Annotated in this window: 23 protein-coding genes; 7 read left to right on the top strand and 16 right to left on the bottom strand. The window is 70.5% G+C overall.

Annotated features, from left to right (window positions below; all coding sequences use genetic code 11):
• The first annotated feature begins 37 nt into the window (after window positions 1–37).
• A complete protein-coding gene (locus tag NHL51_RS09205; RefSeq protein ID WP_434143189.1) occupies window positions 38–1,246 on the top strand; it encodes a pyridoxal phosphate-dependent aminotransferase in 1,209 nt (402 codons plus the stop codon).
• 8 nt (window positions 1,247–1,254) lie between these two features.
• Here NHL51_RS09205 and NHL51_RS09200 read toward each other — a convergent pair whose 3' ends face one another.
• The 5 genes from NHL51_RS09200 to NHL51_RS09180 all read right to left on the bottom strand — a co-directional run bounded on the left by NHL51_RS09200 (window position 1,255) and on the right by NHL51_RS09180 (window position 7,340).
• Window positions 1,255–1,740: a hypothetical protein gene (locus NHL51_RS09200; RefSeq protein ID WP_434143188.1), complete on the bottom strand. Its 486-nt coding sequence runs from the start codon at window positions 1,738–1,740 to the stop codon at window positions 1,255–1,257.
• 201 nt (window positions 1,741–1,941) lie between these two features.
• Window positions 1,942–2,508 (bottom strand): TetR/AcrR family transcriptional regulator, encoded by a 567-nt coding sequence (locus NHL51_RS09195; protein WP_434143187.1) that lies wholly within the window; start codon window positions 2,506–2,508, stop codon window positions 1,942–1,944.
• Window positions 2,509–2,567: 59 nt separating this feature from the next.
• A complete protein-coding gene (locus NHL51_RS09190; RefSeq protein WP_434143186.1) occupies window positions 2,568–4,841 on the bottom strand; it encodes a YhgE/Pip family protein in 2,274 nt (757 codons plus the stop codon).
• 77 nt (window positions 4,842–4,918) lie between these two features.
• Window positions 4,919–5,584 (bottom strand): ATP-binding cassette domain-containing protein, encoded by a 666-nt coding sequence (locus NHL51_RS09185; protein WP_434143185.1) that lies wholly within the window; start codon window positions 5,582–5,584, stop codon window positions 4,919–4,921.
• A gap of 352 nt (window positions 5,585–5,936) precedes the next feature.
• Window positions 5,937–7,340: a glutamate decarboxylase gene (locus tag NHL51_RS09180; RefSeq protein WP_434143184.1), complete on the bottom strand. Its 1,404-nt coding sequence runs from the start codon at window positions 7,338–7,340 to the stop codon at window positions 5,937–5,939.
• A gap of 118 nt (window positions 7,341–7,458) precedes the next feature.
• On the opposite strand from NHL51_RS09180, the gene NHL51_RS09175 reads away from it, so the two are divergent.
• From NHL51_RS09175 to NHL51_RS09165, 3 genes are all read left to right on the top strand, one after another.
• A complete protein-coding gene (locus tag NHL51_RS09175) occupies window positions 7,459–8,643 on the top strand; it encodes a CE1758 family FMN-dependent luciferase-like monooxygenase (RefSeq protein WP_434143183.1) in 1,185 nt (394 codons plus the stop codon).
• A 52-nt stretch (window positions 8,644–8,695) separates the two neighbouring features.
• Complete coding sequence (locus NHL51_RS09170) at window positions 8,696–9,151, top strand: MarR family winged helix-turn-helix transcriptional regulator (protein WP_434143182.1); 456 nt, start codon at window positions 8,696–8,698, stop codon at window positions 9,149–9,151.
• Window positions 9,152–9,230: 79 nt separating this feature from the next.
• Window positions 9,231–9,959 carry a CE1759 family FMN reductase gene (locus tag NHL51_RS09165; protein ID WP_434143181.1) on the top strand — a complete coding sequence of 243 codons (729 nt, stop codon included), beginning with the start codon at window positions 9,231–9,233 and terminating at the stop codon, window positions 9,957–9,959.
• A 466-nt stretch (window positions 9,960–10,425) separates the two neighbouring features.
• On the opposite strand, the gene NHL51_RS09160 is transcribed toward NHL51_RS09165, so the two are convergent.
• Window positions 10,426–11,640 (bottom strand): MFS transporter, encoded by a 1,215-nt coding sequence (locus NHL51_RS09160; protein WP_434143180.1) that lies wholly within the window; start codon window positions 11,638–11,640, stop codon window positions 10,426–10,428.
• A 117-nt stretch (window positions 11,641–11,757) separates the two neighbouring features.
• On the bottom strand, window positions 11,758–12,216 hold the full coding sequence (locus NHL51_RS09155; protein ID WP_434143179.1) for a MarR family winged helix-turn-helix transcriptional regulator: 459 nt from the start codon (window positions 12,214–12,216) through the stop codon (window positions 11,758–11,760).
• A 162-nt stretch (window positions 12,217–12,378) separates the two neighbouring features.
• Between NHL51_RS09155 and NHL51_RS09150 the strand changes: the two genes are divergently transcribed.
• Window positions 12,379–12,831 (top strand): VOC family protein, encoded by a 453-nt coding sequence (locus tag NHL51_RS09150; RefSeq protein ID WP_434143178.1) that lies wholly within the window; start codon window positions 12,379–12,381, stop codon window positions 12,829–12,831.
• 114 nt (window positions 12,832–12,945) lie between these two features.
• On the opposite strand, the gene NHL51_RS09145 is transcribed toward NHL51_RS09150, so the two are convergent.
• Both NHL51_RS09145 and NHL51_RS09140 read right to left on the bottom strand, forming a co-directional pair.
• Entirely contained in the window at window positions 12,946–14,337 is a 1,392-nt protein-coding gene (locus NHL51_RS09145; protein WP_434143177.1) for an aspartate aminotransferase family protein, read from the bottom strand.
• Between the two features lie 107 nt (window positions 14,338–14,444).
• Window positions 14,445–15,929, bottom strand: a complete 1,485-nt coding sequence (locus NHL51_RS09140) for a CoA-acylating methylmalonate-semialdehyde dehydrogenase (RefSeq protein WP_434143176.1) — start codon at window positions 15,927–15,929, stop codon at window positions 14,445–14,447.
• Between the two features lie 167 nt (window positions 15,930–16,096).
• Here NHL51_RS09140 and NHL51_RS09135 point away from each other — a divergent pair, with 167 nt between their 5' ends.
• Complete coding sequence (locus tag NHL51_RS09135; RefSeq protein ID WP_434143175.1) at window positions 16,097–17,776, top strand: PucR family transcriptional regulator; 1,680 nt, start codon at window positions 16,097–16,099, stop codon at window positions 17,774–17,776.
• Between the two features lie 58 nt (window positions 17,777–17,834).
• Here the strand turns inward: NHL51_RS09135 and NHL51_RS09130 are convergent, their stop codons facing one another.
• From NHL51_RS09130 to NHL51_RS09115, 4 genes are all read right to left on the bottom strand, one after another.
• Complete coding sequence (locus NHL51_RS09130; RefSeq protein WP_434143174.1) at window positions 17,835–18,482, bottom strand: Maf family protein; 648 nt, start codon at window positions 18,480–18,482, stop codon at window positions 17,835–17,837.
• A 128-nt stretch (window positions 18,483–18,610) separates the two neighbouring features.
• A complete protein-coding gene (locus tag NHL51_RS09125) occupies window positions 18,611–19,345 on the bottom strand; it encodes an ABC transporter permease (RefSeq protein ID WP_434143173.1) in 735 nt (244 codons plus the stop codon).
• Window positions 19,342–20,166, bottom strand: a complete 825-nt coding sequence (locus tag NHL51_RS09120; RefSeq protein ID WP_434143172.1) for an ABC transporter ATP-binding protein — start codon at window positions 20,164–20,166, stop codon at window positions 19,342–19,344. Before NHL51_RS09120 ends, NHL51_RS09125 begins: the two co-directional genes overlap by 4 nt.
• A gap of 65 nt (window positions 20,167–20,231) precedes the next feature.
• Complete coding sequence (locus tag NHL51_RS09115; RefSeq protein ID WP_434143171.1) at window positions 20,232–20,819, bottom strand: TetR family transcriptional regulator; 588 nt, start codon at window positions 20,817–20,819, stop codon at window positions 20,232–20,234.
• Window positions 20,820–20,851: 32 nt separating this feature from the next.
• On the opposite strand from NHL51_RS09115, the gene NHL51_RS09110 reads away from it, so the two are divergent.
• Complete coding sequence (locus tag NHL51_RS09110; RefSeq protein ID WP_434143170.1) at window positions 20,852–22,174, top strand: class I SAM-dependent RNA methyltransferase; 1,323 nt, start codon at window positions 20,852–20,854, stop codon at window positions 22,172–22,174.
• Between the two features lie 145 nt (window positions 22,175–22,319).
• Here the strand turns inward: NHL51_RS09110 and NHL51_RS09105 are convergent, their stop codons facing one another.
• From NHL51_RS09105 to NHL51_RS09095, 3 genes are all read right to left on the bottom strand, one after another.
• Entirely contained in the window at window positions 22,320–22,709 is a 390-nt protein-coding gene (locus NHL51_RS09105; protein ID WP_434143169.1) for a cupredoxin domain-containing protein, read from the bottom strand.
• Between the two features lie 22 nt (window positions 22,710–22,731).
• On the bottom strand, window positions 22,732–24,171 hold the full coding sequence (locus NHL51_RS09100; protein ID WP_434143168.1) for an NAD(P)H-quinone dehydrogenase: 1,440 nt from the start codon (window positions 24,169–24,171) through the stop codon (window positions 22,732–22,734).
• Window positions 24,172–24,259: 88 nt separating this feature from the next.
• Entirely contained in the window at window positions 24,260–24,685 is a 426-nt protein-coding gene (locus NHL51_RS09095) for a hypothetical protein (RefSeq protein WP_434143167.1), read from the bottom strand.
• Between the last annotated feature and the right edge of the window lie 139 nt (window positions 24,686–24,824).

Genomic DNA, 24,824 nt, shown 5'->3' with positions numbered 1-24,824 from the left:
CGCACGCGCCGGGGGCAGGTGCCGTAGGCTTGCAGACGTGAGCAACATCTCCCGTTTGTCGAAGAAGATCGGCGCGATCGCCGAGTCCGCCACCCTCAAGGTCGATGCGAAGGCCAAGGCGCTGCAGGCCGAGGGCCGCGATGTGATCAGTTTCGCCGCCGGCGAGCCCGATTTCGCGACGCCGGCCCACATCATCGACGCCGCGCGCACCGCCCTCGACGACCCGAAGAACTTCCGCTACACCGCGGCGACGGGCCTGCCCGAGCTGCGCGAGGCGATCGCCGCGAAAACCGCGCGCGATTCGGGCTGGGACATCGAGCCGTCGCAGGTCGTCGTCACCAACGGCGGCAAGCAGGCCGTCTACCAGTCGTTCCAGGTGCTGCTCGATCCGGGCGACGAGGTGCTCGTACCCGCACCGTACTGGGTGACCTACCCCGAAGCGATCCGTCTCGCCGACGGCGAGCCCGTCGAGGTCTTCGCCGGCGCCGACCAGGGCTACAAGGTGACGGTCGAGCAGCTCGAGGCCGCCCGCACCGAGAGGACGAAGGCGCTGCTGTTCGTGTCGCCGTCGAACCCGACCGGCGCCGTGTACACGGCCGAGGAGACGCGGGCCATCGGCGAGTGGGCCGAGAGCCACGACCTGTGGGTCGTCGCCGACGAGATCTACCAGAACCTCGTCTACAACGGCGGGCGCGCACTCTCGATCGTGGAGGCCGCACCCGCGCTGCAGGATCGCGCGATCCTCGTGAACGGCGTCGCGAAGACCTACGCGATGACGGGCTGGCGCCTCGGCTGGATGGTCGGCCCGGCAGACATCATCAAGGGATCGGCCAACCTGCAGTCGCACCTGTGCTCGAACGTGAACAACATCGCGCAGCGCGCGGCGATCGCGGCGCTGAACGGCTCGCAGCAGGCGGCCGAGGACATGCGCGTCGCCTTCGAGCGCCGCCGCGGCCTGATCGTCGAGGCGCTCGGCCGCGTACCCGGGTTCCACTGCCCGATGCCCGAGGGCGCCTTCTACGCCTACGTCGACGCGACCGCCGCGCTCGGCAAGACCTACCGCGGCGTCACGCCGGCGAATACGCTCGAGCTCGCCGACCTCATCCTCACCGAGGCCGAGGTCGCGACGGTGCCCGGCGAGGGCTTCGGCCGCAGCGGCTACCTGCGCCTGAGCTACGCGCTCGGCGACGAGGCGATCGTCGAGGGTGTCGGCCGCATCGAGAAGCTGCTGTCGGAAGCGGAGTAGCCCGCAGACTACGCGCCGACCGCGAAGCCCACGCCGAGGTGCGCGAGCATCCCGAAGAGTACGCCCCACAGCACGATCGACACGATCTGCCACGCGATCACGGCGTTGCGCGAGGCGCCGAACCCGACCATCGCCGCCGAGGTGATCTGGCTCGGCAGCATCGTCTGGCCGAGCAGCGAGACCCCGGGAACGCCGAAGCGGTCGAACATGCGCTTGACCTTCGCCTTGCGCGGCGTCAGCGGTTCATCGGCGCTACCGCGCGATGCGCGCACCTTGCGCCTCGTCGCATCGGCGCCGAGCACGAACGCGAGCATCGAGGCGGCGTTGCCGATGACGGCGGCCGAGATCGCGGCGACCGGGTGCAGACCGATCGCGACACCGATGGCCGAGCCGAAGTACGACTCGACGAACGGGATCGCCGCGATGAGCGCCACGGCGAGACCGCGCGACCATTCCGGAAAGCCGTTCGCGAATTCCTGCAGCTGTTCGATCATGCGCGCCCCCTGGGGTTCCGTGGTCGGTATCGGTATCGGTGACCGGGTACCTTCCACGTTAGAGATGCGGTGCTCTCGAGGCATCAGCCGTCGGAGTGAACGCCCTCAGCTTCGAGGCTGATAGCGCGCATGCTCCGCTCCCCTGCAGGGCGGAGCGCTCCGCCGAGCAGAGCACACGGCGCAGCGGAGCGCGGACACCCGTCAGAACGCGCGCAGCACCTGGTCGAGCACTTGTTCGACGGGCTGCTCGGGGCGGAACAGCAGCCAGTCGAGGCAGGCTCCCGCGATCGCGCCGAAGAACGCGGCTCCGGCGGTCTCGGTGATCTCGCCGTCGTCGCCGCGGGCGGCCTGCGCCTCGCGCAGCGCATCGCGGTACTTCACGACGACCGACGACCGGGCGTGCTCCATGATCTCGGCCCAGGCGCGATCGGTGCGGAACACCTCGGAGGCCATGAGCTTCGCGAGGTCGAGGTTGCCGCGCAGCCCTTCGAGCGTCGCCGCGGCGACCGCACGGGGCAGACCGGTCGCGTCGCCGTTCTCGACCGTTCGGGCGTGCGCCTCGTCGATGGTCGCGCCGAGCTTCTCGAAGCCGTCGCGCATCACCTCGGCGAACAGCGCATCCTTCGACGCGAAGTTGTAGTAGAGACTGCCCTTCGCGACGCCAGCCGTCTCGGCGATCAGATCCATCGATGCACCGCTGATGCCGTGCTGCGCGGCGACCTGCACCGCCGCATCGACGATGAGCTGCTTCGTTTTCCCGCGTGCCATGCTCTCAATCCTCTCGTATCCGGGCGGCGATCGTGAGATCGCCGCCCGGGGCTCCCGACTTAGATCGCCAGTTCAGGATGCAGACGACCGATCGTCCACACCTTCTGGCGCCGGGCGGCGATCGCGCTGATCGCGAGCGACCCGATGAGCACACCGACCATGACGAGCAGGGACCCCCAGAATCGACCGTCGATGCCGCCGCCGATGAGCTGGCGCAGACCGTCGACCACGTACGAGGCCGGCATGAACGGGTGCAGCGCCTGGAAGAACGCGGGCGTCGTCTCGACCGGGTAGGTGCCGCCCGACGACGACAACATGAGCATCAGCAGCACGAGGCTCACGACGCGTCCGGTCGCGGTACCGAGCACGGCGATGAACATCTGCTGCAGCGCCAGGAACGCGAGCGTCACGAGGAGCATGAACGAGGCCATGCCGAACCAGTGCACGGGCTGCATGCCGATGCCGTAGACGAGCACGAGCATCATGACGACGACCTGGCCGAGTCCGATGAGCGCGGCCGGCCAGAAGCCGGTCAGCACCGAGCGCAGGCCCGACACGTTCGATGCGAAGGGGCGGCGCGGCATCGGCCGCAGGATGAGCCAGGTGATGAGCGCGCCGACGAACGATGCGAGCGCGATGAAGAACGGGGCGAAGCCCTCGCCGAAGCCCTGCACCTCGTTCTCGGTGACCTCGGTCAGCTCGATCGGGGCGGCCATGGTCTCGGCGATCTTCTCGGGCTGGCCCTTCGCGAAGGCCGGCGCCTCGGCGGCGCCCTCGGTGAGCTTGTCGGCGAAGGTCGCCGAGCCGCTGCTCACCTTCGACGCGCCCTCCGCGAGCTCACCCGACTTCTCGGATGCCTGCTGCGCACCGTCGTTGAGCTTCGTCGCACCGTCGGCGAGCTGCGAGGCCCCGGCCGCGAGCTGGTTCGCGCCGTCGGAGGCGGTTGCGACGCCCGCCGCGAGTTCGCTGCTTCCCGAATGCGCCTCGGCGGTCTTCGACGAGAGCGTCGCCGCGCCGCCGGCGAGCTGCGAGGCACCGCCCGCGAGCTCGCCCGACTTGGCGCTCAGCTGCGTCGCACCGGCACTCAGCTGCGAGGCACCGTCGGCGAGTTCGCCGGTCTTGCCCGCAACCTCCTGGGTCGAGGCGTCGAGCGTGGCGGCACCGGCCGCGAGCTGCTCGGAGCCCGCCTGCACAGCCGTAGCGCCGGCGCTCACCTGGGCCGCTCCTGCGGCGAAGGCCTGAAGGGACGACCCCTGGGTCTGCAGCGCGGCGTCGAGCTCGGCGAGCGTCATGCCCGGGTTCGCGGCAGCGAGCTGCGCGATCGTGGCCGCACCGCCCGAGACCTGCGCGGCACCGGCGCTGAGGGCCGGGGTATTCGCCGAAAGCTCGGAGGCACCGGCATTCAGCGAAGCGGTGCCTCCACCGAGCTGCTGCATCGCATCCGAGAGCTGCGTGGCACCCGAGGCGAGCGTGCCTGAAGCCGAAGCGAGGTCGGTAGCGCCGGCGCTGAGCTGCGAGGCACCGCCGGCGAGCAAGCCGGTCTTGCCCGAGAGCTCCGCCGAACCGGCGCTGAGCTGCGAAAGGCCATCGCTCAGCTGCGCGCTGCCGCTGCTCGCCGCGCCGAGGCCGGTCGCGAGGCGGTTCGTGCCGTCGACGAGTTCGGGCGACTTCGCGACGATCTGCGCGGTGCCGTCGGCGAGCTCGCCGAGGCCGGCACTGAGCTGGGTGCTGCCGTCGGCGACGGCCTTCGTGCCGGTCTCGAGCGTGCCGGCGGCGCTCGCCGCGTCGCGCGTACCGTTGCTCAGCTTCTCGACGCCGACCATGACCTGCTCGGCCGCGGTGCGGGTGGTGGTCTCGGCGACCGCGTCGCGCAACTGCACCATGGCCGTCTTGCCGAGGGTCGTCGCGAGGAACGAGTTGTTGTCGTTGTAGACGACCTCGAGCTGGCCGGCCTTCGGATCGTCCTGGAGCCCTGCGAGGGTCTGCGAGAAGTCGCGGGGAATCGTCACGGCGAAGTAGACGTCGCCGTCGGCGACCGCGGTCTGTGCATCGGCGTCCGAGAGCGGCTTCCAGTCGAGGTCGCCGCCCTTCTGCAGCTCGGTGACGACGTCGTCGCCCGCGGCGAGTTCGGAACCGTCGGGCGCCTCGGCCGACTCGTCGAGGTTGACGATCGCGACGGGCAGTCGGTTCATGTTCTCGGTCGGCGCCCAGAACGCCCACAGGTAGAGGGCGCCGTAGATGAGCGGGATGACGAGGAGGACTGCGAGCGCGATCTTGGGCAGTACGCCCTGGCGGAAGCGCTTGAGCTCGGTGCTGCGCGTGAAGAGTGACATGTGCTTTCAGATTTCTGCTGGTGACGTGCGGTGGCGCGAGGGGCGGGGCCGGCGATCGGGCCGGGGCCGCCCGTCGCCTAGAGTTCGATGACGGCCGGGTCGTGCTCGGCGAAGAGGCCGACGTCGCCCGGGTCGCTCGTCGCGAGCACGATCGGCATGCCGTTCGCGGCGAGGGCGTTCAGCCGGCCGGCGACGAGCGCGCGGTCGGAGGGATCGCGCAGCGCGTCGAAGTCGTCGACGACGAGCATCTCGGGGCCGTCGATGAGCGCGAGGGCGATGCGCACGAGCATCTGCTCATGCGCGTTCAGTTCGCGTACGAGGTCTTCGTGCGCGGGCAGCGGAGTCTCGCCGAAGGCGCCGCCGAGCAGGTCCGCGGCCAGCTCGTCGGTCATACGGGGCGTACGGCGGTACCAGGGAATGGCCCACGACAGGCGCTCGCGCAGCGTGGCGCCGAGCGTGACGGCGGGCTCGAGGGCGTCGATCTCGGCGAAGCCGACGATGCCGACGCGCTCGCGGATGCTCGAGAGCCCGGACTCGCCCAGGGTGCTCAGTGCGCCCTCGGTCAGGCGCATGCGGCCGGCGATGCTGAGCAGCAGCGAGGTGCGACCGGTGCCGGTGGTGCCGCGCACGACGGTGACGGGGCGCGCGCTGGTCGTGGAGAGCGGGCCGAAGACGGTGCCGCGCTTCGCGCTGACGCCGGCGCCCTGCAGGTCGAGGATCGGTGCGATTTCCGATGTGCTCACGTTGGTTCCTCACGGATGATTGCGTTTTCTGAACTGACTAGTCAGTCTAAAACGAAGATGCGCGTGCGTCAAGAAGACACCCAGCCGGCGTTCAGCCTCGCCGGGCTCGACGGCTCCGGCCCCCGCCAGTCTCGCCCCCGGACGCCCACCGGATAGCCGACGCACCACTGGATAGGCGAATCACAGCGACCGAGCTATACGCTCGCGCTTCGGGTACCCGGCGAACGCAAGAACCGCGAGGGATCAGGACGGGCCGGACGGGGCAGGCACGGCAGGGCTGACAGCGCGGGCCGGACGGGACAGCTCGGGCAGGCGGGACAGGGCAGGGCAGGCGGGACGCGCTCCCCCGGGCTCAGTGGGCGAAGCTCGTGCCCGCCGCCTCGCGCGGCAGCGGCGCCGAGAGCGCTTCAAGGAAGGCGACCTCTTCACGGATCGCATCGAGGAGGTAGCCGGCGAGGTCACGGCTCAGCCCGAGGCGCACGACGATGCGCTGCACGACCAGCTCGGCCAGGTCGTCGGGCATCGGGTACGCGGGCACGAGCCAGCCCCGCATGCGCAGGCGGTCGGCGAGGTCGTACAGGTCCCAGTTCTTCGCGGGCCCCGGCTTCAGGCGCCAGGCGAACACCGGAATCGTATCGCCGCGGCTCACCAGTTCGAACGGCCCCATCTCGGCGATCGCGGCCGAGAGGTACTGGGCGACGTCGAGCGAATCCTGCTGCACCTGCCGGTACCCCTCGCGGCCGAGACGCAAGAACTGGTAGTACTGCAGCAGCACCTGCGAGCCCGGTCGCGAGAAGTTCAGCGCGAGCGTCGGCATGTCGCCGCCGAGGTAGCTGACGTGGAAGATGAGGCTCTCGGGGCAGGCCGCCTTGTCGCGCCACACGACCCAGCCGACGCCCGGGTAGACGAGCCCGTACTTGTGCCCCGAAGTGCTGATGGAGTTCACGCGGTCGACCCGGAAATCCCACTCGAGTTCGGGCTGGCAGAACGGGGCGACCATCGCGCCCGATGCGCCGTCGACGTGGATCCTGACGTCGACCCCGGTGGCCTTCTCGATCTCGTCGAGCTTCGCGGCGATCTCGCGCACCGGCTCGTAGAGGCCCGTGTAGGTCTGGCCGAGGATGGCCACGAGGCCGATCGTGTTCTCGTCGACGTACCGCTCGAGCTCGAAGCCGTCGAGCACCAGATGCTCCTCGGTCACGGGGACGTAGCGCGGCTCGACCTCCCAGTAGTTGCAGAACTTCTCCCACACGACCTGCACCCCGGCCGACAGCACGAGGTTCGGGCGCTCGGTCGATGCGCCCGCCGCCCGCCGGGCCTCCTGCCAGCGGCGCTTCAGGGCGAGGCCGCCGAGCATGCACGCCTCGGAGGAGCCGATCGTCGAGGTGCCGATGGTGTCGCCCGTGTCGGGCACGTTCCAGAGGTCGGCGAGCATGCGCCAGCACCGGTCCTCGATGTCGGCGGTCGCCGGGTACTCGTCCTTGTCGATCATGTTCTTGTCGGCCGACTCGGCGTAGAGCTTCTGCGCGTTCTCGTCCATCCAGGTGGAGACGAAGGTGGCGAGGTTGAGGCGCGAGTTGCCGTCGAGCATCGCCGCGTCGTGCACGATCTGATAGGCGGTGTCGGGCGCCATCAGCCCGTCGGGCAGCTCGTACTTAGAGAGCGTCGTCGCCTCGCCGGGGCGCACGAACACGGGGCTGATATCGATCTGGGCGCCGACGCTCTGCTCTGAGCCGGGCCGAAACAGGTGAGGCATGGCCTCAGACTAGGCCATTTCATCGGAGTTGGGAACGGCCGGGAATACCTGGGGCAGGGGTTCCGTTATTTACATGCACACGCATATAATTGACGTACCGTCACAGAAAGTTGGAGCCATGGAATTCGGAATCTTCTCCGTCAGCGACGTCACCCGCGACCCGGTCAGCGGAGAGACCCCGAGCGAGGCCGAGCGCATCCAGGGCCTCGCCGAGATCGCCGTGCACGCCGAAGAGGTCGGGATGGACGTCTTCGCGATCGGCGAGCACCACAACCCGCCGTTCTTCTCGTCGAGCCCAACGGCCTTCCTCGCCTACATCGCGGCGCTCACGAAGACGCTGAAGCTGTCGACGAGCACCACGCTCATCACGACGAACGACCCCGTGCGCATCGCCGAGGAGTACGCGATGCTGCAGCACCTCGCGAAGGGCCGCATGGACCTCATGCTCGGCCGCGGCAACACCGCGCCCGTGTACCCGTGGTTCGGCAAGGACATCCGCTCGTCGCTGCCGCTCGCGCTCGACAACTACAACCTGCTGCACCGCCTGTGGCGCGAGGACGTCGTCGACTACGACGGCAATTTCCGCACCCCGCTGCAAGGCTTCACGTCGACCCCGCGCCCGCTCGACGACGTGCCCCCGTTCGTGTGGCACGGTTCGATCCGCACCCCCGAGATCGCCGAGCAGGCGGCCTACTACGGCGACGGATTCTTCTCGAACCACATCTTCGCGCCGAGCGAGCACTCGCTGCGCCTCATCAACTTCTACCGCGAGCGCTTCGAGCACTACGGCCACGGTACGAAGGAGCAGGCGATCGTCGGCCTCGGCGGGCAGACTTTCATCGCCAAGAAGTCGCAGGACGCCCTCGACCAGTTCCGCCCCTACTTCAACGAGGCGCCGGTCTACGGGCACGGCCCCCGCATGGAGGATTTCATGCGGCAGACCCCGCTCTCGGTGGGCAGCCCGCAGGAGATCATCGACAAGACCCTCGGCTTCCGCGAGATCTTCGGCAATTACCAGCGCCAGATGTTCCTCATCGACCACGCGGGCCTGCCCACCAAGACCGTGCTCGAGCAGCTCGATCTGCTGGGCGAGCACGTGATCCCGGTGCTGCGCGAAGAGTATGCGAAGGATCGCGGCCCCGAGGTGCCCGAGTCGCCGTCGCATGCCGACCTCGTGCAGGCGAAGTACGGTGATGAGGCGCCGCGCCAGCCGAAGCCGAACGCCAATCGCGGCGATAATGTCACCGGCGGCTCCCCCTACCAGGATTCGCCCATGAAGCAGGGCGCGTCGTTCGGCCTCTGAGCCGACCCTGCCGCCCGCACCCGACCGCCCCACCTACGCCGAAGGACGCACCATGAGCCCCCGCACCGACATCCGCCTCGCGAACGAATCGTGGGAGGCCGTCATGTCGGCCCACGCGGGGCTCATGGCCCTCTTCGCTTCGGAGGGCATGTGGAGCGACGTGAACATGCGCGAATACGACGTGCTCTACACGCTCGCGAAGAGCGGCGAGCCGCTGCGCATCTGCGAGGTGCAGAGCGGGGTGCTGCTCAGCCAGCCGGCGCTCTCGCGCATGATCGAGCGCCTCGCGCAGCGCGGCCTCGTCTCGCGCGAGACCGATGCGACCGACGGGCGCGCGGTGCGCGTCTCGCTCACCGAGGAGGGCGCGCGCGTGCAGCGCGAGGCCGGCCGGGCGCATGCCAAGAGCGTCGCCCGCGAGCTGACCGCGGCACTGTCGATCGACGAGATCCGCGAGCTCGGGCGCCTCGCCCGGAAGCTCGCCGCGGGCGCCTCCCCCGCCGCAGACTGAGCGACGGCCGGTCAGGGATCCCTGACTCGGGCCGCCCGCACTCACCTTTCACCCCACGAACTCTCTCGAGGAGCACCTCATGAACGCCCCCTACGACGGCATCGACTTCGACGGCATCGACGGCATCGACTCCGGCGATGCCGGGCAGCCCCGCACCAAACGGCTCGCGGTGGTGAGCGCCGGCACGAGCGACCCATCGACCACGACGATGCTCGCCAATCGCGTCGCCGACAAGGCCGCGTCGCTCGCCGCGAGCCAGGGCATAGCGCTCGAGATCCGCTTCGTCGACCTGCGCGCCATCGCCGACGACGTGATGACGGCGCTCGTGTCGCAGCACGTATCGCCCGAACTGCAGGCGGCGAGCGACATCATGCGCGACGCCGACGCGATCGTCGCCTCGACTCCCGTCTACAAGGCGGGCGCGAGCGGACTGTTCAGCGCCTTCTTCCAGGTGCTCGACAACGATCTGCTGATCGGGACTCCGGTCGCGCTGGCGGCGACGGGCGGCAGCCCGCGCCACGCGCTCGTGGTTGACGACCAGCTGCGCGGCCTGTTCTCGTACCTGCGCACCATCACCGTGCCGACGTCGCTGTTCGCCTCGCCGGAGGATTGGAACGATCGCGGGCTCGGCGGCCGCATCGAGCGCGTCGCGACGGAGCTGGTGGCGCTCGTCGCCGCCGGCTTCCGCGAGTCCGTGCGCGGCGACTCGTGGGGGTCGTACCAGCACTCGTACGGCAGCGCGGGCGGCACGGAGCTCGGCATCGACCTGAACAGCGACCTCATGCGCATGGCGACGGGCGGGCGCTGAGGTCGAACGCATCGCGTTCGGGCTCCACGCCCGCTGCCGCACACGGCGGCAGCCCACGGAGCAAAGCGCGGGGCGGGCGAGCATAGCCGGAAGCGCCAGCTTTCGGCGCGAGCCCGCCGCGGCCACTGCCGCGACCCACGGAGCGAAGCGCGGGGCGGGCGCTGAGGTCGAACGCATCGCGTTCGGGCTCCACGCCCGCTGCCGCACACGGCGGCAGCCCACGGAGTGCGCGGATCGCTAGGAGCGGAACGTGCCAGCGCTCCGCGCGAGACGCGCTGGCGCCACAGCGCCAGCGGGGCGGAAAGCAGGAGAAGCACCGCCCGACCGCATGTCTTCGGCTGAAGATACGGCCGATCCCTGGCGGAATGTCAGATCTCCGGCCGAAAGCACGTTGAACGGCGACGGCCGCCTTCGAGAGGGCGAAAGCAGAGCGGTTCGGGCGGCGAGCCGACAGGGATCACGCCCCCTACGCCGCGTCGCCCACCGCGATCGCCGCGGCCTCGCCGACCTCGCTCTCGTGCGATCGGCCGATATGCGCGAGGCGGTGGCCCGACAGCATGAGCACCACGATCGCGACGACGACCGAGGCGGCTCCGACCCAGTACGGCACGCCGGCGCCGAACGCGACGGCGATGGGCCCGGCGACAGCGGGGGCGACGGCACCGCCTATGAACCGCACGCCCGAGTAGGCCGACGAGGCGACGTTGCGGGGCAGGTCGGTCGCCTCCATCACGGCCTCGGTGAGCGCCGTGTTCATGACGCCGAGCAGGAGGCCGGCGGCGATGACGACCGCGATCAGGCCGGTCAGGTGCTCGACGAGCAGGCCGAGCAGCACGAGGCACACCGCGAGCCCCGAGAGCATCGCGAAGAGCACGGGTCGCAGCCCGAAGCGGCGCGTGAGCATCGGTGCGACCAGCACCGAGGTGATCGCGAGCGCGAGGCCCCAGCCGAAGAAGACGAGCCCGAGCTCGTGCGCGCCGAACTCCTGGCCGTGGGCCGCGGCGGCGGCCTCCATCGGGTAGGGGCTGTAGGCGAGCAGCACGAAGAAGCCGAAGTTGTAGAAGAGCGCGACCGCGGCGAGCGCGAGCAGGGCGGGGTGGCGCAGGGCCCGGAGACTGGCGGCGATCGAGACGCGCTGCGGCGCCGGCGCGCCCTGGGGCGTGCGCAGCATGGCGATGATCGCGATCATGGCGATGCCCATGAGCGCCGCGGTGCCGAAGAAGGGTCCGCGCCACGAGACGCTGCCGAGCAGACCGCCGAGCAGCGGGCCGGTCGCGAGGCCGACGCCGAGCGCGGCCTCGTAGAGCACGATGGCCTGGCGGGCCCCGCCCGATGCGGCGCCGACGATGGCGGCGAGCGCTGTCGAGATGAAGAGCGCGTTGCCGAGACCCCAGCCGGCGCGGAATCCGATGATCGCGTCGACCGAGCCCGAGGCCCCGGCGAGCGCCGCGAAGAGGACGACGAGCACGAGGCCCGCGATGAGCGTCTTCTTCACGCCGATGCGACCTGAGACCCAGCTCGTGAAGAACATGGCGATGCCGGTGATGAACAGGTAGCTGGTGAAGAGCCACATGGTCTGCCCCGGGGTGGCCTCGAGCTCATTGCTGATGGCCGGCAGGATGGGGTCGACGAGCCCGATGCCCATGAACGAGACGGTGCAGGCGAATGCGATGGCCCACACGGCCAGGGGCTGGCGCAAGATCGAGGGCCGGTCGGCGGCTGCGGTCGGGGGTGCGGCGGTGGAAGACGTGGGAGGCTCCTTCGGGTCGTCGTGCTGCAGGGTTCTGGGTCGGCGGGCTCAGCCGTGCGGTTCGATGCGCTCGCTGAGCTGCTGCATGAGTTCGGCCGCGCGGGCGAGCGTGGCGCGGTCGAAGTCGGTGAGGTCGGCGAGGTGGGGGCGCACGCGCGACGCGGCGGACCGCCGGTAGTCGTCGAGCGCTTCGCGCCCGGCGGCGGTGATGCGCACGAGGGTGGCGCGCCCGTCGGCGGGGTCGGGGCGGCGCTCGACCCACCCCTCGCCCTCGAGGCGCTGGGCGAGGCCGGTCATCGAGGGCTGCGCGATGCGCTGCCGGTGCGCGAGCTCGCTGATGCGGGCGGGCCCGTCCGAGTCGAGCTCGACGAGCACCCGCCAGGCGATCGGCGAGTACGCGTTGCCGGGGATGCGCCCGACGATCTTCGAGAATCGGCCGGCGCTGCGCGTGAGCGCGAGGGCGATCGCATCGATATCCGATGAGGTTGCCGCATTTGTTCCGCTCATGTTCATGAATCCTAGCACCGATTACATCGTATCCCTATCTATTTTGTACGAGGACGACTCTCTCACGGCGATTGCGCATTGACCCGGGGGCCGGAGCTTGCGATTCTGGGTTCCATCCGGCCACCCGGCCGACCCGAGAGACCCGACCCCCAGGAGCCCGGCATGATCTTCGTCAATCTGACCACCACCGACCTCGAGCGCAGCAAGGGCTTCTACACGGCGCTCGGCTGCGAGATCAACCCGCTCTTCACCGACGAGAACGCGGCGTGCATCGTCTGGGACGAACGCACGTACTTCATGATCCTGACCCATGCCCACTTCTCGCAGTTCACCGACAAGCAGATCGTCGACCCGCGCACGAGCGCGCAGGTGATCGTCGCGCTCACCCGCGACTCCCGCGCCCACGTCGATGCGACCGTCGAGGCCGGGCTCGCGGCCGGCGGCAGCGAGAACGGCGAGCCGCAGGATTACGGTTTCATGTACCAGCGCAGCATGGAAGACCCCGACGGCAACATCATCGAGTTCAACTTCATGGAGCCGCAGGCCGCCGAGCAGGGCCCCGAAGCGTATCTCGACGAGCACGGCGCGGGCCCCGACGCGGTGCCCGAGGTGTAGCACCCGGCGAACGGCCCCGCGGCGCGATGCCCGCGGAGACGGCGCAGGCCCCGATCCCTGGCGAATATCGCTCGAGGGATCGGGGCCTGCAGCCGGTCGGCGGCTGGATCCGGATCAGTTGCCGGTGTAGTAGCCGTCGGCCACGTCGAGGGCCGCATCCATGATGTCGAGACCCTTGATGAGGTCTTCCTCGCTGATGACCAGCGGAGGTGCGACCTGCAGGCGGTTGAAGTGCACGAACGGCACGAGACCGGCCTGCTTGCAGGCGGCGACCACCGCGTTCATCGGCGCCGCTGCCTCGCCCGCCGCGTTGTACGGCACGAGGGGCTCGCGGGTCTCGCGGTCGACGACGAGCTCCATGGCCCAGAAGAGACCGCGACCGCGCACCTCGCCGATCGACTTGTGCTTCTCGGCAAGCTCCGCGAGGCGGGGGCCGACGACGCGCTCGCCGAGGTCGCGCACGCGCTCGAGGATGCCCTCCTCCTCGAAGATGTCGAAGGTCGCGACGCCCGCGGCGCAGGCGAGCGGGTGCCCCGAGTAGGTCAGGCCGCCCGGGAAGGCGCGGTCGCCGAAGGTGTTGTGGATCGCCTCGGAGATGACGACGCCGCCGAGCGGCACGTAGCCCGAATTGACGCCCTTCGCGAAGGTCACGAGATCGGGGGTGACGTCGAAGGCCTGGTAGCCGAACCACTCGCCGATGCGGCCGAAGCCGACCATGACCTCGTCGCAGATCATCATGATGCCGTACTTGTCGCAGAGCGCGCGCACGCCGGCGAGGTAGCCGGGGGTCGGCACGAGCACGCCGTTGGTGCCGGTGACGGTCTCGAGGATGATCGCGGCGATGGTGTTCGAACCCTCGAGCTCGATCGTGTGCTCGAGGTGCGCGAGCGCGCGCTCGGTCTCCTGCTCGGGGGTCTCCGAGTAGAACTCCGAGCGGTACTGGTAGGGGCCGAAGAAGTGCACGACGTTCGCGTCGAGCACGCCGTTGTTCCAGCGGCGGGGGTCGCCGGTCATGGTGATGGCCGTCGCGGTCGAGCCGTGGTACGAACGGTAGCGCGCGAGCACCTTCTGACGGCCGGTGTGATGGCGCGCCATGCGGATCGCGTATTCGTTGGCGTCGGCACCGCCGTTGGTGAAGAACACCGAGCGGGCACCCTCGAAGGAGTGCTCGACGATGCGCTTGGCGAGCTCGCCGCGCACGTCGTTGGCGACGGCGGGCTGGATGGTCGCGAGGCGGCCCGCCTGCTCCTGGATCGCCTTGACGAGGCCCGGGTGCTGGTGGCCGAGGTTGAGGTTGACGAGCTGCGCCGAGAAATCGAGGAACTCGTTGCCGTCGTAATCCCAGAAACGGGCGCCCTCGCCCTTGGCGATCGGCAGCGGATCGATCTTGTTCTGCGCCGACCACGAGTGGAAGACGTACTGCTTGTCCTCGGCGCGCACCTTGCGCTGCGCCTCGGAATCGCCGAAGCTCTGCTCGGCACCGTTCAGGTCGATGAAGTCGGCCATGGTTGTTTCTCCTTAGAACTGTGAGCTGTCGCGGAAGCGCGGCGGAGTCGGGACCGATTCTTCGGCCCCGACTCCATTATCACCGCGCTTCGTGTATGCGGGGATCGCTAGTGGTTGCTCGGGAAGCCGAGGTCGACGCGCGACTGGTCGGCGTTCGGCCAGCGGGTGGTGACCACCTTGGAGCGGGTGTAGAAGTTGATCGACTCGGGGCCGTAGATGTGGGTGTCGCCGAAGAGCGAATCCTTCCAACCACCGAACGAGAACGAACCGACCGGGACCGGGACCGGAACGTTGATGCCGACCATGCCGGCCTCGACCTCGAACTCGAACTGGCGGGCGGTCGCGCCGTCGCGGGTGAAGAGCGCGGTGCCGTTGCCGAACTGGTGCTCGTTGATGAGCTTCACGCCCTCCTCGTAGCTGTCGACGCGCACGATGGCGAGCACCGGGCCGAAGATCTCCTCGAGGTAGACCTTGCTGTCGGTCTTCACGTGGTCGATCAGGCTGACCCCGGTGAAGAAGCCGTCGCCCTCGAACTGCTGCTCGCGGCCGTCGACGAGCACCTCGCCGCCCTCGGCGGCAGCGCCGGCGACGTACGACTCGACGCGCTCCTTGGCCTCGCGGGTGACGAGCGGGCCCATCTCGGATGCGGGGTCGGTGCCGTCGCCGATCTTGAGCGCCGCGATGCGGGTCTTGAGCTCGGGGATCAGGCGATCGGCGATGTCGCCGACGGCGACGAGCACCGAGACGGCCATGCAGCGCTCGCCGGCCGAACCGTACGCGGCCGAGACGGCGGCGTCGGCGGTGACGGTGAGATCCGCGTCGGGCATGACGAGCATGTGGTTCTTCGCGCCGCCGAGGGCCTGCACCCGCTTGCCGTTGGCCGAGGCACGGGTGTAGATCGCGCGGGCGATCGGGGTCGAGCCCACGAACGAGACCGCCTTGACATCGGGGTTGTCGAGCAGCGCATCGACCGCGACCTTGTCGCCGTGCACGACGTTCAGCACACCGGCGGGGAGGCCGGCCTCGTGGAAGAGGTCGGCGATGAAGAGCGGGGCGGAGGGGTCGCGCTCGGACGGCTTCAGCACGACGGTGTTGCCGCAGGCGATGGCGTTGCAGACCATCCACAGCGGCACCATCGCCGGGAAGTTGAAGGGGGTGATGGCCGCGACGACGCCGACGGGCTGCTTCACCGAGTGCACGTCGATGCCGGTCGAGACCTGCTCATCGCGCTCGCCCTTGAGGAGGTGGAGGAGGCCAGCTGCGAACTCGACGTTCTCGAGACCGCGCGCGATCTCGCCGCCCGCGTCCGAGAGCACCTTGCCGTGCTCGCTCGTGATGAGCGCTGCGAGCTCGGGCGAACGCTGCTTGAGCAACTGGCGCAGGTTGAAGAACACGTTGGCGCGCTTCGTCAGGCTGGTCGCGCGCCACGCCGGCAGCGCCGCCTTCGCGGTCGCGACGGCCTCGTCGACGGTTGCGACCGAAGCGATGCTCAGCTCGTGCTGGGCCTCGCCGGTCGCGGGGTTGTACACCGGCTGCAGACGCTCCGCCGCGTCCACCTTCTCGCCACCGATCAGGTGAGGAATGCGTGCCATCATGTTCCTTTCGATCAAGATGTCGGAGCCGACCGCTCCGTCTGGGATTCAGTATTTCAGCGGCTACCGGGCGAGGCCAGACGCACACCATCGCAATTGTGGCCGTTTGCCATACACTTTGTACGGGAGCGGGCGAGGCCCGCTCGAGCGACCGATGGAGGGCCCTGATGCAGAACCGGCTGCGCGTCGACGACGTGCTCTCGCTCCCCGAGCTCAGCGCGGGCGACCCGGAGCTCGTCGCCGGCAGCGCCGGCCTCGACCGCCCGGTGCGCTGGGCCCACGTCGTCGCGGGAATGAGCGCCTTCCCGCTGCTCGACGGCGGCGAGCTACTGCTCGCCACCGGTGCCGGCTGGCCCACCGACGCGGCCTCGCTCGATGCCCTGACCGAGGAGTTCGTGGGGTCGGGGCCCGCGGGCCTCATCCTCGAGCTCGGCCAGTACTTCTCGGCGGCCCCGCGACAGCTCGTCGCGGCGTGCCGAGCGCACGCGATCCCGCTCATCGTGCTGCACCGGCCGGTGCGCTTCGTGCAGATCACGCAGCGCGTGCACCAGCGCGTGCTCGAGGCGCAGACCGAAGCGCTCGCGGCGCGCGCCGAGGTGCACGCGATGCTCACCGAGCTCGGGCTCAACCGCAGCCCGGTCGACTACGTGATCGAGCGACTGTCGAAGACGCTCGACGCGCCGGTCGTGCTCGAGGACTCATCGGGCCAGGTGGTCTCGTGGTCGGCCCGCGACGCCGACCCCGAGGTCGTGCTGGCGCCATGGGCAGCCGGGGCGCGCCCCGGTTTCGGGCCGCGCGAGGAGGCGCTGCCCGCGGGCTCGGCGAGCGTGCCGGTCGAGGCGCAGGGCAAGCGGTGGGGCCGCCTGTCGTCGCTGCCCGGGCCCGCGCACCCCGCCGGGCGGCGCACGGTGCTCGAGCTCGGGGCGTTCGCGCTCGCGCTCGGCCGGCTCGCCGATACCGAGGGCGACCAATGGCTGCGCCTCGGCTCGAAGCAGCTCTTCGACATCCTGCTGAGCGGCCGCTACCGGCGCGACAGCGAGCTGGCCGTGCAGCTCACGGCGGCGGGTCTGCCGATCGAGGGGCGCCGGCTCGTCGGGGCGACGCTGCGCGGAGCCGGCGATTTCGGGGCGCATTCGTCGCTCGAGCGGGCGGTGCTCGAGACCGCGCTCCGCCGGGCGGTGGCTCCCGAGGGCCGGGCGATCCTCATGCCCGATTCGAGCGACCCCGGCACGGGCGCGACCGTCGGCTTCGACCGCAGCCCGCCGCTCCTCGCGCTCCTCTCGTTCCCCGAGGGCGACCCTCGCGTCGCGCCCGCGCTCGGCTCGCACCCGACTCCCCCGCTCGCGGCCCGGCTCGCACGCGAGATCGACATGCTGCTGCCCTCGACGACACCTGCGCCGTGGCGGGCGCATCTCGCACTCGGGTCGATCGGCAGCGGCCTCCGGTCATTGGTCGCATCGCTCGAACGCGTGCGCGCGGCGGGGATGCTCGACCCCTCGGCCACGGTCGGGCGGGTCACGGTGCAGCAGGCCGAGCAGCAGGCGCTCGCCTACCTCGTGCGCCGCATCTCGTCGATGCCCGACGTGCAGGAGTTCGCGCACGACGCCCTCGGCCCCCTGATCGAGCACGACGCGGCGGCGGGCCCGGGCCACAGCGGCGACCTGCTCGTCGTGCTGCGCGCCTACCTCGAGCAGCCGACGAACCGTTCGCTCGCGGCGCAGCGGGCGCGGCTCTCGCGATCCGTGTTCTATCAGCGCCTCGCCCTGATCGAGGATCTGCTGAGCGTCGACCTCGCCGACGGCACGGTCATCGCGACGCTCACCGTGGCCCTGCTCGCGCGCGGGTAGACCGTCGAGCGTCCTACGCACGGTCGCAGGGTCTGCACGGCGTCCACGAGCCGATCGGTCAGCTCTGCCAGAGCTCCGGGTAGTCGTGCCCGAGCCCGATCACGAGGCGGCGCAGCGCCGGCAGCGAGAGCCCGATGACGCAGCTCGGCGCGCCCTCGATGCGCTCGATGAAGGCGCCCGCGAGCCCGTCGATCGCGAAGCCGCCCGCGAGCTCGAGCGGCTCTCCCGTCGCGACGTAGGCCTCGAGCTCGGCATCCGGGATATCGCTCGCGAGCGTCACCGTCGCGGTGTCGACGGAGCCGGCCGCGCCGCGCACCTCGCCGCCCGTGCAGTCGATCAGCCAGTGCCCCGAGTGCAGCACGCCGGTGCGGCCGCGATGCCGTTTCGAGCGCTCGAGCGCGACTTCGGGCAGGTGCGGCTTGCCGAGGATCTCGCCGTCGAGCAGGAACATGGAGTCGCCGCCGAGCACGAGCCCGTCGAGCTCGCCCGACCCCTCGGGGCCGTAGCGCCGCACCACGTCCTCGGCCTTCAACCGCCCCAGGTATTCGGTGAGCTCGGGCGCAGTCAGCGCGCGGCCGAGCTCGGTCTCGCGGGCGGCGACTGCAGCCTCCTCGTCAACCTCGGGGGCGAAGCAGACCGGTTCGATACCGGCGCCCCGCAGCACGGAGAGACGGGCGGGCGACGTCGAGGCGAGGATCAGGCGCATGCGTCGAGTCTAGGGCGGTCGACTGCCCCGTGCTCAGCGAGTCGTGGAGCCGTATGCACTGCCCGACCGTTCCCGGTGGTGCATCAGGCTCCACGGTTCGCGGCGGTGCAACCAGAGATCGGTGATCGCTACGGGGTGCGGCGGCGCAGGGTCGCGGCAGCGACCGCGAGCGAGGCGAGCGACACGCCGACGATCACGATGACCGGCTTCCAGAGACCCCACCCGTCATCGCCCGCCGTCACGGCGTTCACCGCGTCGACGGCGTAGCTCAGCGGCAGCCAGTCCGAGACGCGCTGCAGCGCCTCGGGCATCGCGTCGCGCGGCATGAGCAGGCCGCCGACGAGGATCTGCGGGAACACGACGATGGGCATGAACTGCACCGCCTGGAACTCGGTGCGCGCGAACGCGCTCGCGAGGAGACCGAGCGCCGTGCCGAGCAGGGCGTCGCAGACGGCGACGAGACCGAGCTGCCAGACCGGCCCGTCGATGCTCAGCCCGCACACGACGACCGCGTAGCCCACCGTCACGATCGCCTGCACGACGGCGATGAGCCCGAAGGCGAGGGCGTACCCGAGAATGAAGTCGGCCTTGCCGAGCGGGGTCGTCATGAGGCGTTCGAGGGTGCCCGAACGGCGCTCGCGCAGCGTCGTCACCGACGTCACGACGAACATCAGCACGAACGGGAAGAGCGCGAGGATCGGCCCGCCGATGCGATCGAACACGCCGGCCTGGTCGTCGAAGAGCCACGCGAAGAGGCCGACGAGCAGCGCGGGCACCACGAGCAGCAGCGCGATCGAGCGCGGGTCGTGCTGCAGCTGGCGCAGCACGCGCCCCGCGACGGCGAGGATGCGCCCCGGGTTCATGATGCGCCTCCGCCGTGGCGGCCGCGGCGCGGCGCATCCGGGGCACCGGGCGCCTGCGCTTCCGGGGACGCCGCGGGCGACGATCCCTGGACCTGCCCTGCCGGGAGGCCCTCGGCGTCGATGACCGCGAGGAACGCGGATTCGGGATCGCCCGCCCCGGTCGCGGCGAGCAGCTCGTCGGGGGTCGTGTCGGCGATGATCGCGCCGTCTCGCAGCAGCAGCAGTCGATCGCACCGGAGCGCCTCGTCCATGACGTGGCTGCTCACGATCAGGGCGGCGCCGGCGCCGGCGAGGCGTTCGAAGAGGCTCCACAGCTCGGCCCGCAGCACGGGGTCGAGGCCGACGGTCGGTTCGTCGAGCACGATCACCTCGGGGGCCCCGAGCAGGGCGGCGGCGAGCGACACCCGGTTGCGCTGCCCTCCGCTCAGGCTCTCGACCCGCTGCTTCGCCTCGGCGTTCAGGCCGACGAGCTCGAGCACGCGTTCGGCGTCGCCCCGGGGAGCCCCGAGCGCCCGCGCGAAGAAGCGCAGGTTCTGCATCACCGTGAGATCGTCGTACACCGACGCCGCCTGCGTCGCGTAGGCGACCCGCGAGCGCAGCGGCTTCGCGCCCGCGGCAAGGCCGAGCACGCGCACGTCGCCGTCGACCCCGGCCTGCGCGCCGACGATCGTGCGCAGCAGCGTCGACTTGCCGCAGCCCGAGGGCCCGAGCACGCCGGTGACTTCGCCCGCGCGAACCGTCAGGTCGAGGCCCTCGAACACGGCGCGGCGCCCGCGGCGCACGGCGACGCCCGCGAGCTCGACCGCCGATTTATTCATCATGGAATGAATTTAAATCGCGATGCCCCGGGTGTCAAGACTGCGGCGCCGGCCCGTGCAGTGATCGCTCAGTCGAAGAGGTACCGCTGCACCGTCGGGCCGATCCGAGCCACGAGCTCATCGATCGGGGCATCGGCGATCGGCTGCAGCCGCAGTACGTAGCGCGTCATGAGCAGCCCCGCGATCTGCGAGGCGACGAGCTCGGCCCGCAGCTGCGCGTCGGGACCTTCGAGATGCCGCGCGACCCGCGGCAGCAGCTCGCGCGCCAGGAACCCGGTGATGAGCGGAGCGCCCAGCTTGCCGCCGACGGCGGTGCGCAGCAGCATGACGCCGCGCTTTCTCACCGCGTCGTCCTCGAACGATTCGAGCACGTAGCGCACGATGCGCTCCCCCGCCCCGTCGCGCGGGCCCGCGAGAATCTGCGGCACCGCGATGTCGGGGCGCAGCGGCACCTCGGCCGCCTCGGCGAACAGGTCGGCCTTCGTGCCGAAGTAGTGGTGCACGAGCGCCGAATCGACGCCGGCGCGGGCCGCGATCGAACGGATCGTCGCCCCCTCGTAGCCGTGCTCGCCGAACTCCTCGGCGGCCGAAGCCAGAATGCGCCTCCGCGCGTCGGAGCGGCCCTTCGGCCGGCCCCGCCCTCTCGGATTCGTCATGATCACACCCTAGCGATGCGAGAATAGAACCCATGTCAGCACAGCGCAGCACCGCCCCTCTCGAGATCGGCTCGGAGATCGAACTCGACGTCACCGGCATGGCCCACGGCGGAGTGAGCGTCGCCCGCCACGACGGCCGAGTCGTCTTCGTCGCCGATGCCATTCCGGGCGAGCGCGTGCGCGCCCGGGTGACCGATGCGAAGAAGAAGTCGTTCGCCCGCGCGACGGTCACCGAGGTGCTCGACGCCTCTGCCGATCGTCGCGACCACGTCTGGGCCGAGGCCTCGGTCGAGCGCGACCCCGAAGAGCGCCCGGGCGGCGCCGAGTTCGGGCACATCGCCCTCGCCCGTCAGCGCGCGCTCAAGGCCGGCGTGCTCACCGACTCGATGCAGCGCTTCGGCGGCATCGAGTTCGCGGCGGAGGAGGGCGAAGAGCTCGCCGACGCCCTCGCCGAAATGGTCGAGCCCGTGCGCGGCGACGACGAGGCGAACGGCCTCGGCTACCGTACCCGCGTGCGCCTGCACGTCGACCCGGCCACCGGCCTCGTCGGCCCGTACGGGGCGCGCAGCCGGCGGGTCATCCCGGTCGAATCCCTGCCGCTCGCCACCGAGAACATCAACCGTATCGCCCCGCTCGGCGAGCCCATGCTCGACGTCGCGACCGTCGACCTCGTCGACCCGGCGGGCGACGACCCCCGCATGCTGCTCGGCATGATCGGCGCGAAGGATCGCGCCGGCGCCCGCGACACGGTGCAGGAGCTCGTCGAGGATCGCGGCTTCATCGCGCGCGCCGGCGGCTTCTGGCAGGTGCACCGCGGTGCGCCGACCGTGCTGTTCGACGCGGTGCGCGACGCGATCGGCGAGCTGATCGACGACGGGCTCTTCGACCCTGCGGCCGGCAATCTCGACCTCTACGGCGGCGCGGGCCTGCTCGCGGCGGCGATGGCGGAGGCCGCAGGCCCGGGCCTGAAGGTGACGACCGTCGAGGCCGACGAGGGCGCGACCGATGACGCCGCCGAGAACCTCTCGGAGCTCGTGGGGGCGCTCGCGCTGACCGCGAAGGTCGACCGGCATCTCGCCGATCTGCTGCAGGCCGCGGCCCCGGTCAGGGATCGCCTGCGCCGCGGCACCATCGTGCTCGACCCGCCCCGCTCGGGCGCCGGCGGCGACGTGATGGCGCAGCTCGCCGAGCTCTCGCCGACGAACGTCGTATACGTCGCCTGCGACCCCGTCGCGCTCGCCCGCGACACGAAGTCGCTGCGCGAGTCGGGCTACGAGCTGCAGACGCTGCGCGCATTCGACCTCTTCCCGCACACGCACCACTTCGAGTCGCTGGCGGTCTTCACTCGCGAATAGGCCCGGCGGCTCGGCGGCTCGGGCCGCGATTGCCCGGAAAAGTGCAGAATTCCGCGAGGATTGCGCACTTATTCGGGCACGCGCGCCCCGAGTGCTGGGCGTCGGGAGCGGGTGCAGGCCCGGAAGGCCCGGAAAGCCTCGCCGGCTATTCGGCGACCGTGACCGTTCCCGTCATCTCGGGATGGATCGAGCAATCGTACGGGTTCTCGCCGACCTCGCCGAAGACGTGCGTGTAGCTGCCCTCCGTCGTCAGCCCGCTCACGAAGCTGCCGTCCTCGGCGACGACGTCGTGCTCCATGGTGCCCTCGAAGACCCAGCGCACGGCCTGACCGGGCGCGATGGTCACCTCGGCGGGCACGAACTCGTTGTCGATCACGCGCACCGTGACGGCGGCCTTCACCTCGTCGTCGGAGGGCACGACCTCGGGCTTACCCGCGGCGCAGCCGGCGAGCGCGAGCATCGCGCACAGGGCGACGACCGCGCCGAACGCCGCGAGCGCGCGGGCCGGCAGCAGGCGCCCCGCGAGAAGTTGCACGTGGAACATTCCTATGCGCCCGCTATACCCGGTGCATCGCCCGGGCGGCATCGGTGATCGACCCGGTCATCGACGGGTAGACCGCGAACGCCGAGGCGACCTGGTCGACCGTGAGACGGTGCTCGACGGCGAGCGCGAGCGAGAAGATGAGCTCGCTGGCGCGGTGCGAGACGATGACGCCGCCGATGACGGTGCCCGAAGCCTTCCAGGCGAAGAGCTTCACGAAGCCCTCGGTGAGGCCGATCATCTTGGCGCGCGGGTTGATGCTCAGCGGGATCGTATGGGTGACGTGCTGGGCGAGGTCGGAGGCCTCGGCGAGGGTGCGCTCGTTCCAGCCGACGGTCGCGATCTCGGGGTAGGTGAAGACGTTCGCCGCCACGTTGCGCAGGTCGATGGGGCGCACGACGTCGCCGAGCGCGTGCATGATGGCGGTACGCCCCTGCATCGACGCGACCGAGGCGAGCGGGAAGAAGTCGGTGCAGTCGCCCGCGGCGTAGATGTTGGGCACCGAGGTCGCCGCGACCTTGTTGACGCGGATATGGCCGCTGTCGGTGAGCTCGACGCCGGCCTCCTCGAGGCCGAGGCCATCGGTGTTCGGCACGGAGCCGACGGCCATGAGGCAGTGCGAACCCTCGACGGTGCGCCCGTCGGCGAGCGTGACGAGCACGCCGTCGCCCTGGCGCACGACCGAGTCGGCGCGCGACTTCGACATCACGTTCATGCCGAGGCGGGTGAACTCGCGTTCGATGACGGCCGCCGCATCCGGGTCCTCTCCCGGGAGCACCTGCTCGCGGCTCGACACGAGAGTGACCTCGGCGCCGAGGGTGCGGTAGGCGTTCGCGAACTCGGCGCCGGTCACGCCCGAGCCGACGACGATGAGGTGCTCGGGGATCGCGGGCAGTTCGTAGAGTTGCTTCCAGGTGAGGATGCGTTCGCCGTCGGGCTTCGCCGAGTCGAGCTCGCGCGGGCTCGCGCCCACGGCGACGACGATCGTATCGGCCTCGATACGGTCGAAGTCGGTGCCCTCGATGCCGGGAGCGGTCGATACGAGCACGGCGTTCGGGCCGTCGAGACGACCGTCGCCCTGCACCAGGCGCACTCCGGCGCCCTCGAGCGTGCGGTGCATATCGTCGGACTGCGCGCCCGCCATGGCGAGCAACCGCTTGTTCACCGCGGCGAGGTTGACGGCGACCTGGGGGCGCACCGGCTTGCCGTCGCCGCCGGGCACGAACGCCTGCACGCCGAGTTTGCCCGAGTCGCGCACGGCCTGCGCGCCGCCCGCCGTCGCGATGAGGCTCTTCGACGGCACGACGTCGGTGAGCACCGCCGAACCGCCGACGCCGGTGCGTTCGACGAGGGTCACGTCCACTCCGAGCTGGGTCGCGGCGAGCGCCGCTTCGTACCCGCCCGGGCCACCGCCGAGAACGACGATCCGATGCTTACGCTCATACGCTTTCGCCATGCCTCACAGTCTAGTGACGATGGCAGGGCCGTTCGAGCGATTGCGCGACTCGGGAGCCGGCCGTCGCAGGCCTGCGCGGCCGCGCGGTTCAGGCGGTGGCGTCGACCGGCGTCGCGGTCGCGCCGATCGCGAAGCGCCTGCGCGCGATCTTGCGGTCGACGCGGCTCCAGCACTCGCGCATCGCGGGCGACGGGTCGTCGCAGGCGAGCATCTGCACGGAGCGGTCGATGTCGGCTTCGGCCCACACCCACTCGTCGAGCCAGGCGGTGACCGCGCGTGCGAGCCCCTCCCCCGGTTCGAGACCGAACGGGACGCTGTTCACGGCGACGCCGGCGGGGGCTGCGAGCGGTTCGAGGGCGTCGGCGAGGCCGCTGCAGCTCTCGATGAGCACCTGGCCGTACGCGTCGGCGGGGAGGCCTGCGAGCCAGGCGCGGATCTCGGGGAGGTCGCGCACGGAGCCGACGGCGAGCACGAGGTCGCCCATGGGGGCGGCGTGTTCGAACTCGAAAGGCATCACGTCACCATATTAGGGCATCCTTACCAATATCGGCTGACCTTTCGGCAAATCATCAGACGTGGGGGTCGCCACCCGCCGGGGTTCCGCACGGCGTAACAGATGCAATAGGAGGCATTTCCCAGGTCTTATGATCGGA

The organism is Leucobacter sp. gxy201 (assembly GCF_051043335.1).
Classification (GTDB): Bacteria; Actinomycetota; Actinomycetes; order Actinomycetales; family Microbacteriaceae; genus Leucobacter.
The sequence above is the reverse complement of the archived record's forward strand: the minus strand, read 5'-3'. Positions and strand labels throughout refer to the sequence as shown.

Excerpts from the sequence above, each read along its gene's own strand:
- NHL51_RS09150 (WP_434143178.1), top strand. The coding sequence starts at position 12,379 with ATGATCTTCGTCAATCTGACCACCACCGACCTCGAGCGCAGCAAGGGC.
- NHL51_RS09120 (WP_434143172.1), bottom strand. The coding sequence starts at position 20,166 with ATGATGAATAAATCGGCGGTCGAGCTCGCGGGCGTCGCCGTGCGCCGC.
- NHL51_RS09130 (WP_434143174.1), bottom strand. The coding sequence starts at position 18,482 with ATGCGCCTGATCCTCGCCTCGACGTCGCCCGCCCGTCTCTCCGTGCTG.
- NHL51_RS09140 (WP_434143176.1), bottom strand. The coding sequence starts at position 15,929 with ATGGCACGCATTCCTCACCTGATCGGTGGCGAGAAGGTGGACGCGGCG.
- NHL51_RS09195 (WP_434143187.1), bottom strand. The coding sequence starts at position 2,508 with ATGGCACGCGGGAAAACGAAGCAGCTCATCGTCGATGCGGCGGTGCAG.
- NHL51_RS09115 (WP_434143171.1), bottom strand. The coding sequence starts at position 20,819 with ATGACGAATCCGAGAGGGCGGGGCCGGCCGAAGGGCCGCTCCGACGCG.
- NHL51_RS09165 (WP_434143181.1), top strand. The coding sequence starts at position 9,231 with ATGAACGCCCCCTACGACGGCATCGACTTCGACGGCATCGACGGCATC.
- NHL51_RS09190 (WP_434143186.1), bottom strand. The coding sequence starts at position 4,841 with ATGTCACTCTTCACGCGCAGCACCGAGCTCAAGCGCTTCCGCCAGGGC.
- NHL51_RS09100 (WP_434143168.1), bottom strand. The coding sequence starts at position 24,171 with ATGGCGAAAGCGTATGAGCGTAAGCATCGGATCGTCGTTCTCGGCGGT.
- NHL51_RS09135 (WP_434143175.1), top strand. The coding sequence starts at position 16,097 with ATGCAGAACCGGCTGCGCGTCGACGACGTGCTCTCGCTCCCCGAGCTC.
- NHL51_RS09180 (WP_434143184.1), bottom strand. The coding sequence starts at position 7,340 with ATGCCTCACCTGTTTCGGCCCGGCTCAGAGCAGAGCGTCGGCGCCCAG.
- NHL51_RS09170 (WP_434143182.1), top strand. The coding sequence starts at position 8,696 with ATGAGCCCCCGCACCGACATCCGCCTCGCGAACGAATCGTGGGAGGCC.
- NHL51_RS09145 (WP_434143177.1), bottom strand. The coding sequence starts at position 14,337 with ATGGCCGACTTCATCGACCTGAACGGTGCCGAGCAGAGCTTCGGCGAT.
- NHL51_RS09125 (WP_434143173.1), bottom strand. The coding sequence starts at position 19,345 with ATGAACCCGGGGCGCATCCTCGCCGTCGCGGGGCGCGTGCTGCGCCAG.
- NHL51_RS09200 (WP_434143188.1), bottom strand. The coding sequence starts at position 1,740 with ATGATCGAACAGCTGCAGGAATTCGCGAACGGCTTTCCGGAATGGTCG.
- NHL51_RS09110 (WP_434143170.1), top strand. The coding sequence starts at position 20,852 with ATGTCAGCACAGCGCAGCACCGCCCCTCTCGAGATCGGCTCGGAGATC.
- NHL51_RS09155 (WP_434143179.1), bottom strand. The coding sequence starts at position 12,216 with ATGAGCGGAACAAATGCGGCAACCTCATCGGATATCGATGCGATCGCC.
- NHL51_RS09095 (WP_434143167.1), bottom strand. The coding sequence starts at position 24,685 with ATGCCTTTCGAGTTCGAACACGCCGCCCCCATGGGCGACCTCGTGCTC.
- NHL51_RS09175 (WP_434143183.1), top strand. The coding sequence starts at position 7,459 with ATGGAATTCGGAATCTTCTCCGTCAGCGACGTCACCCGCGACCCGGTC.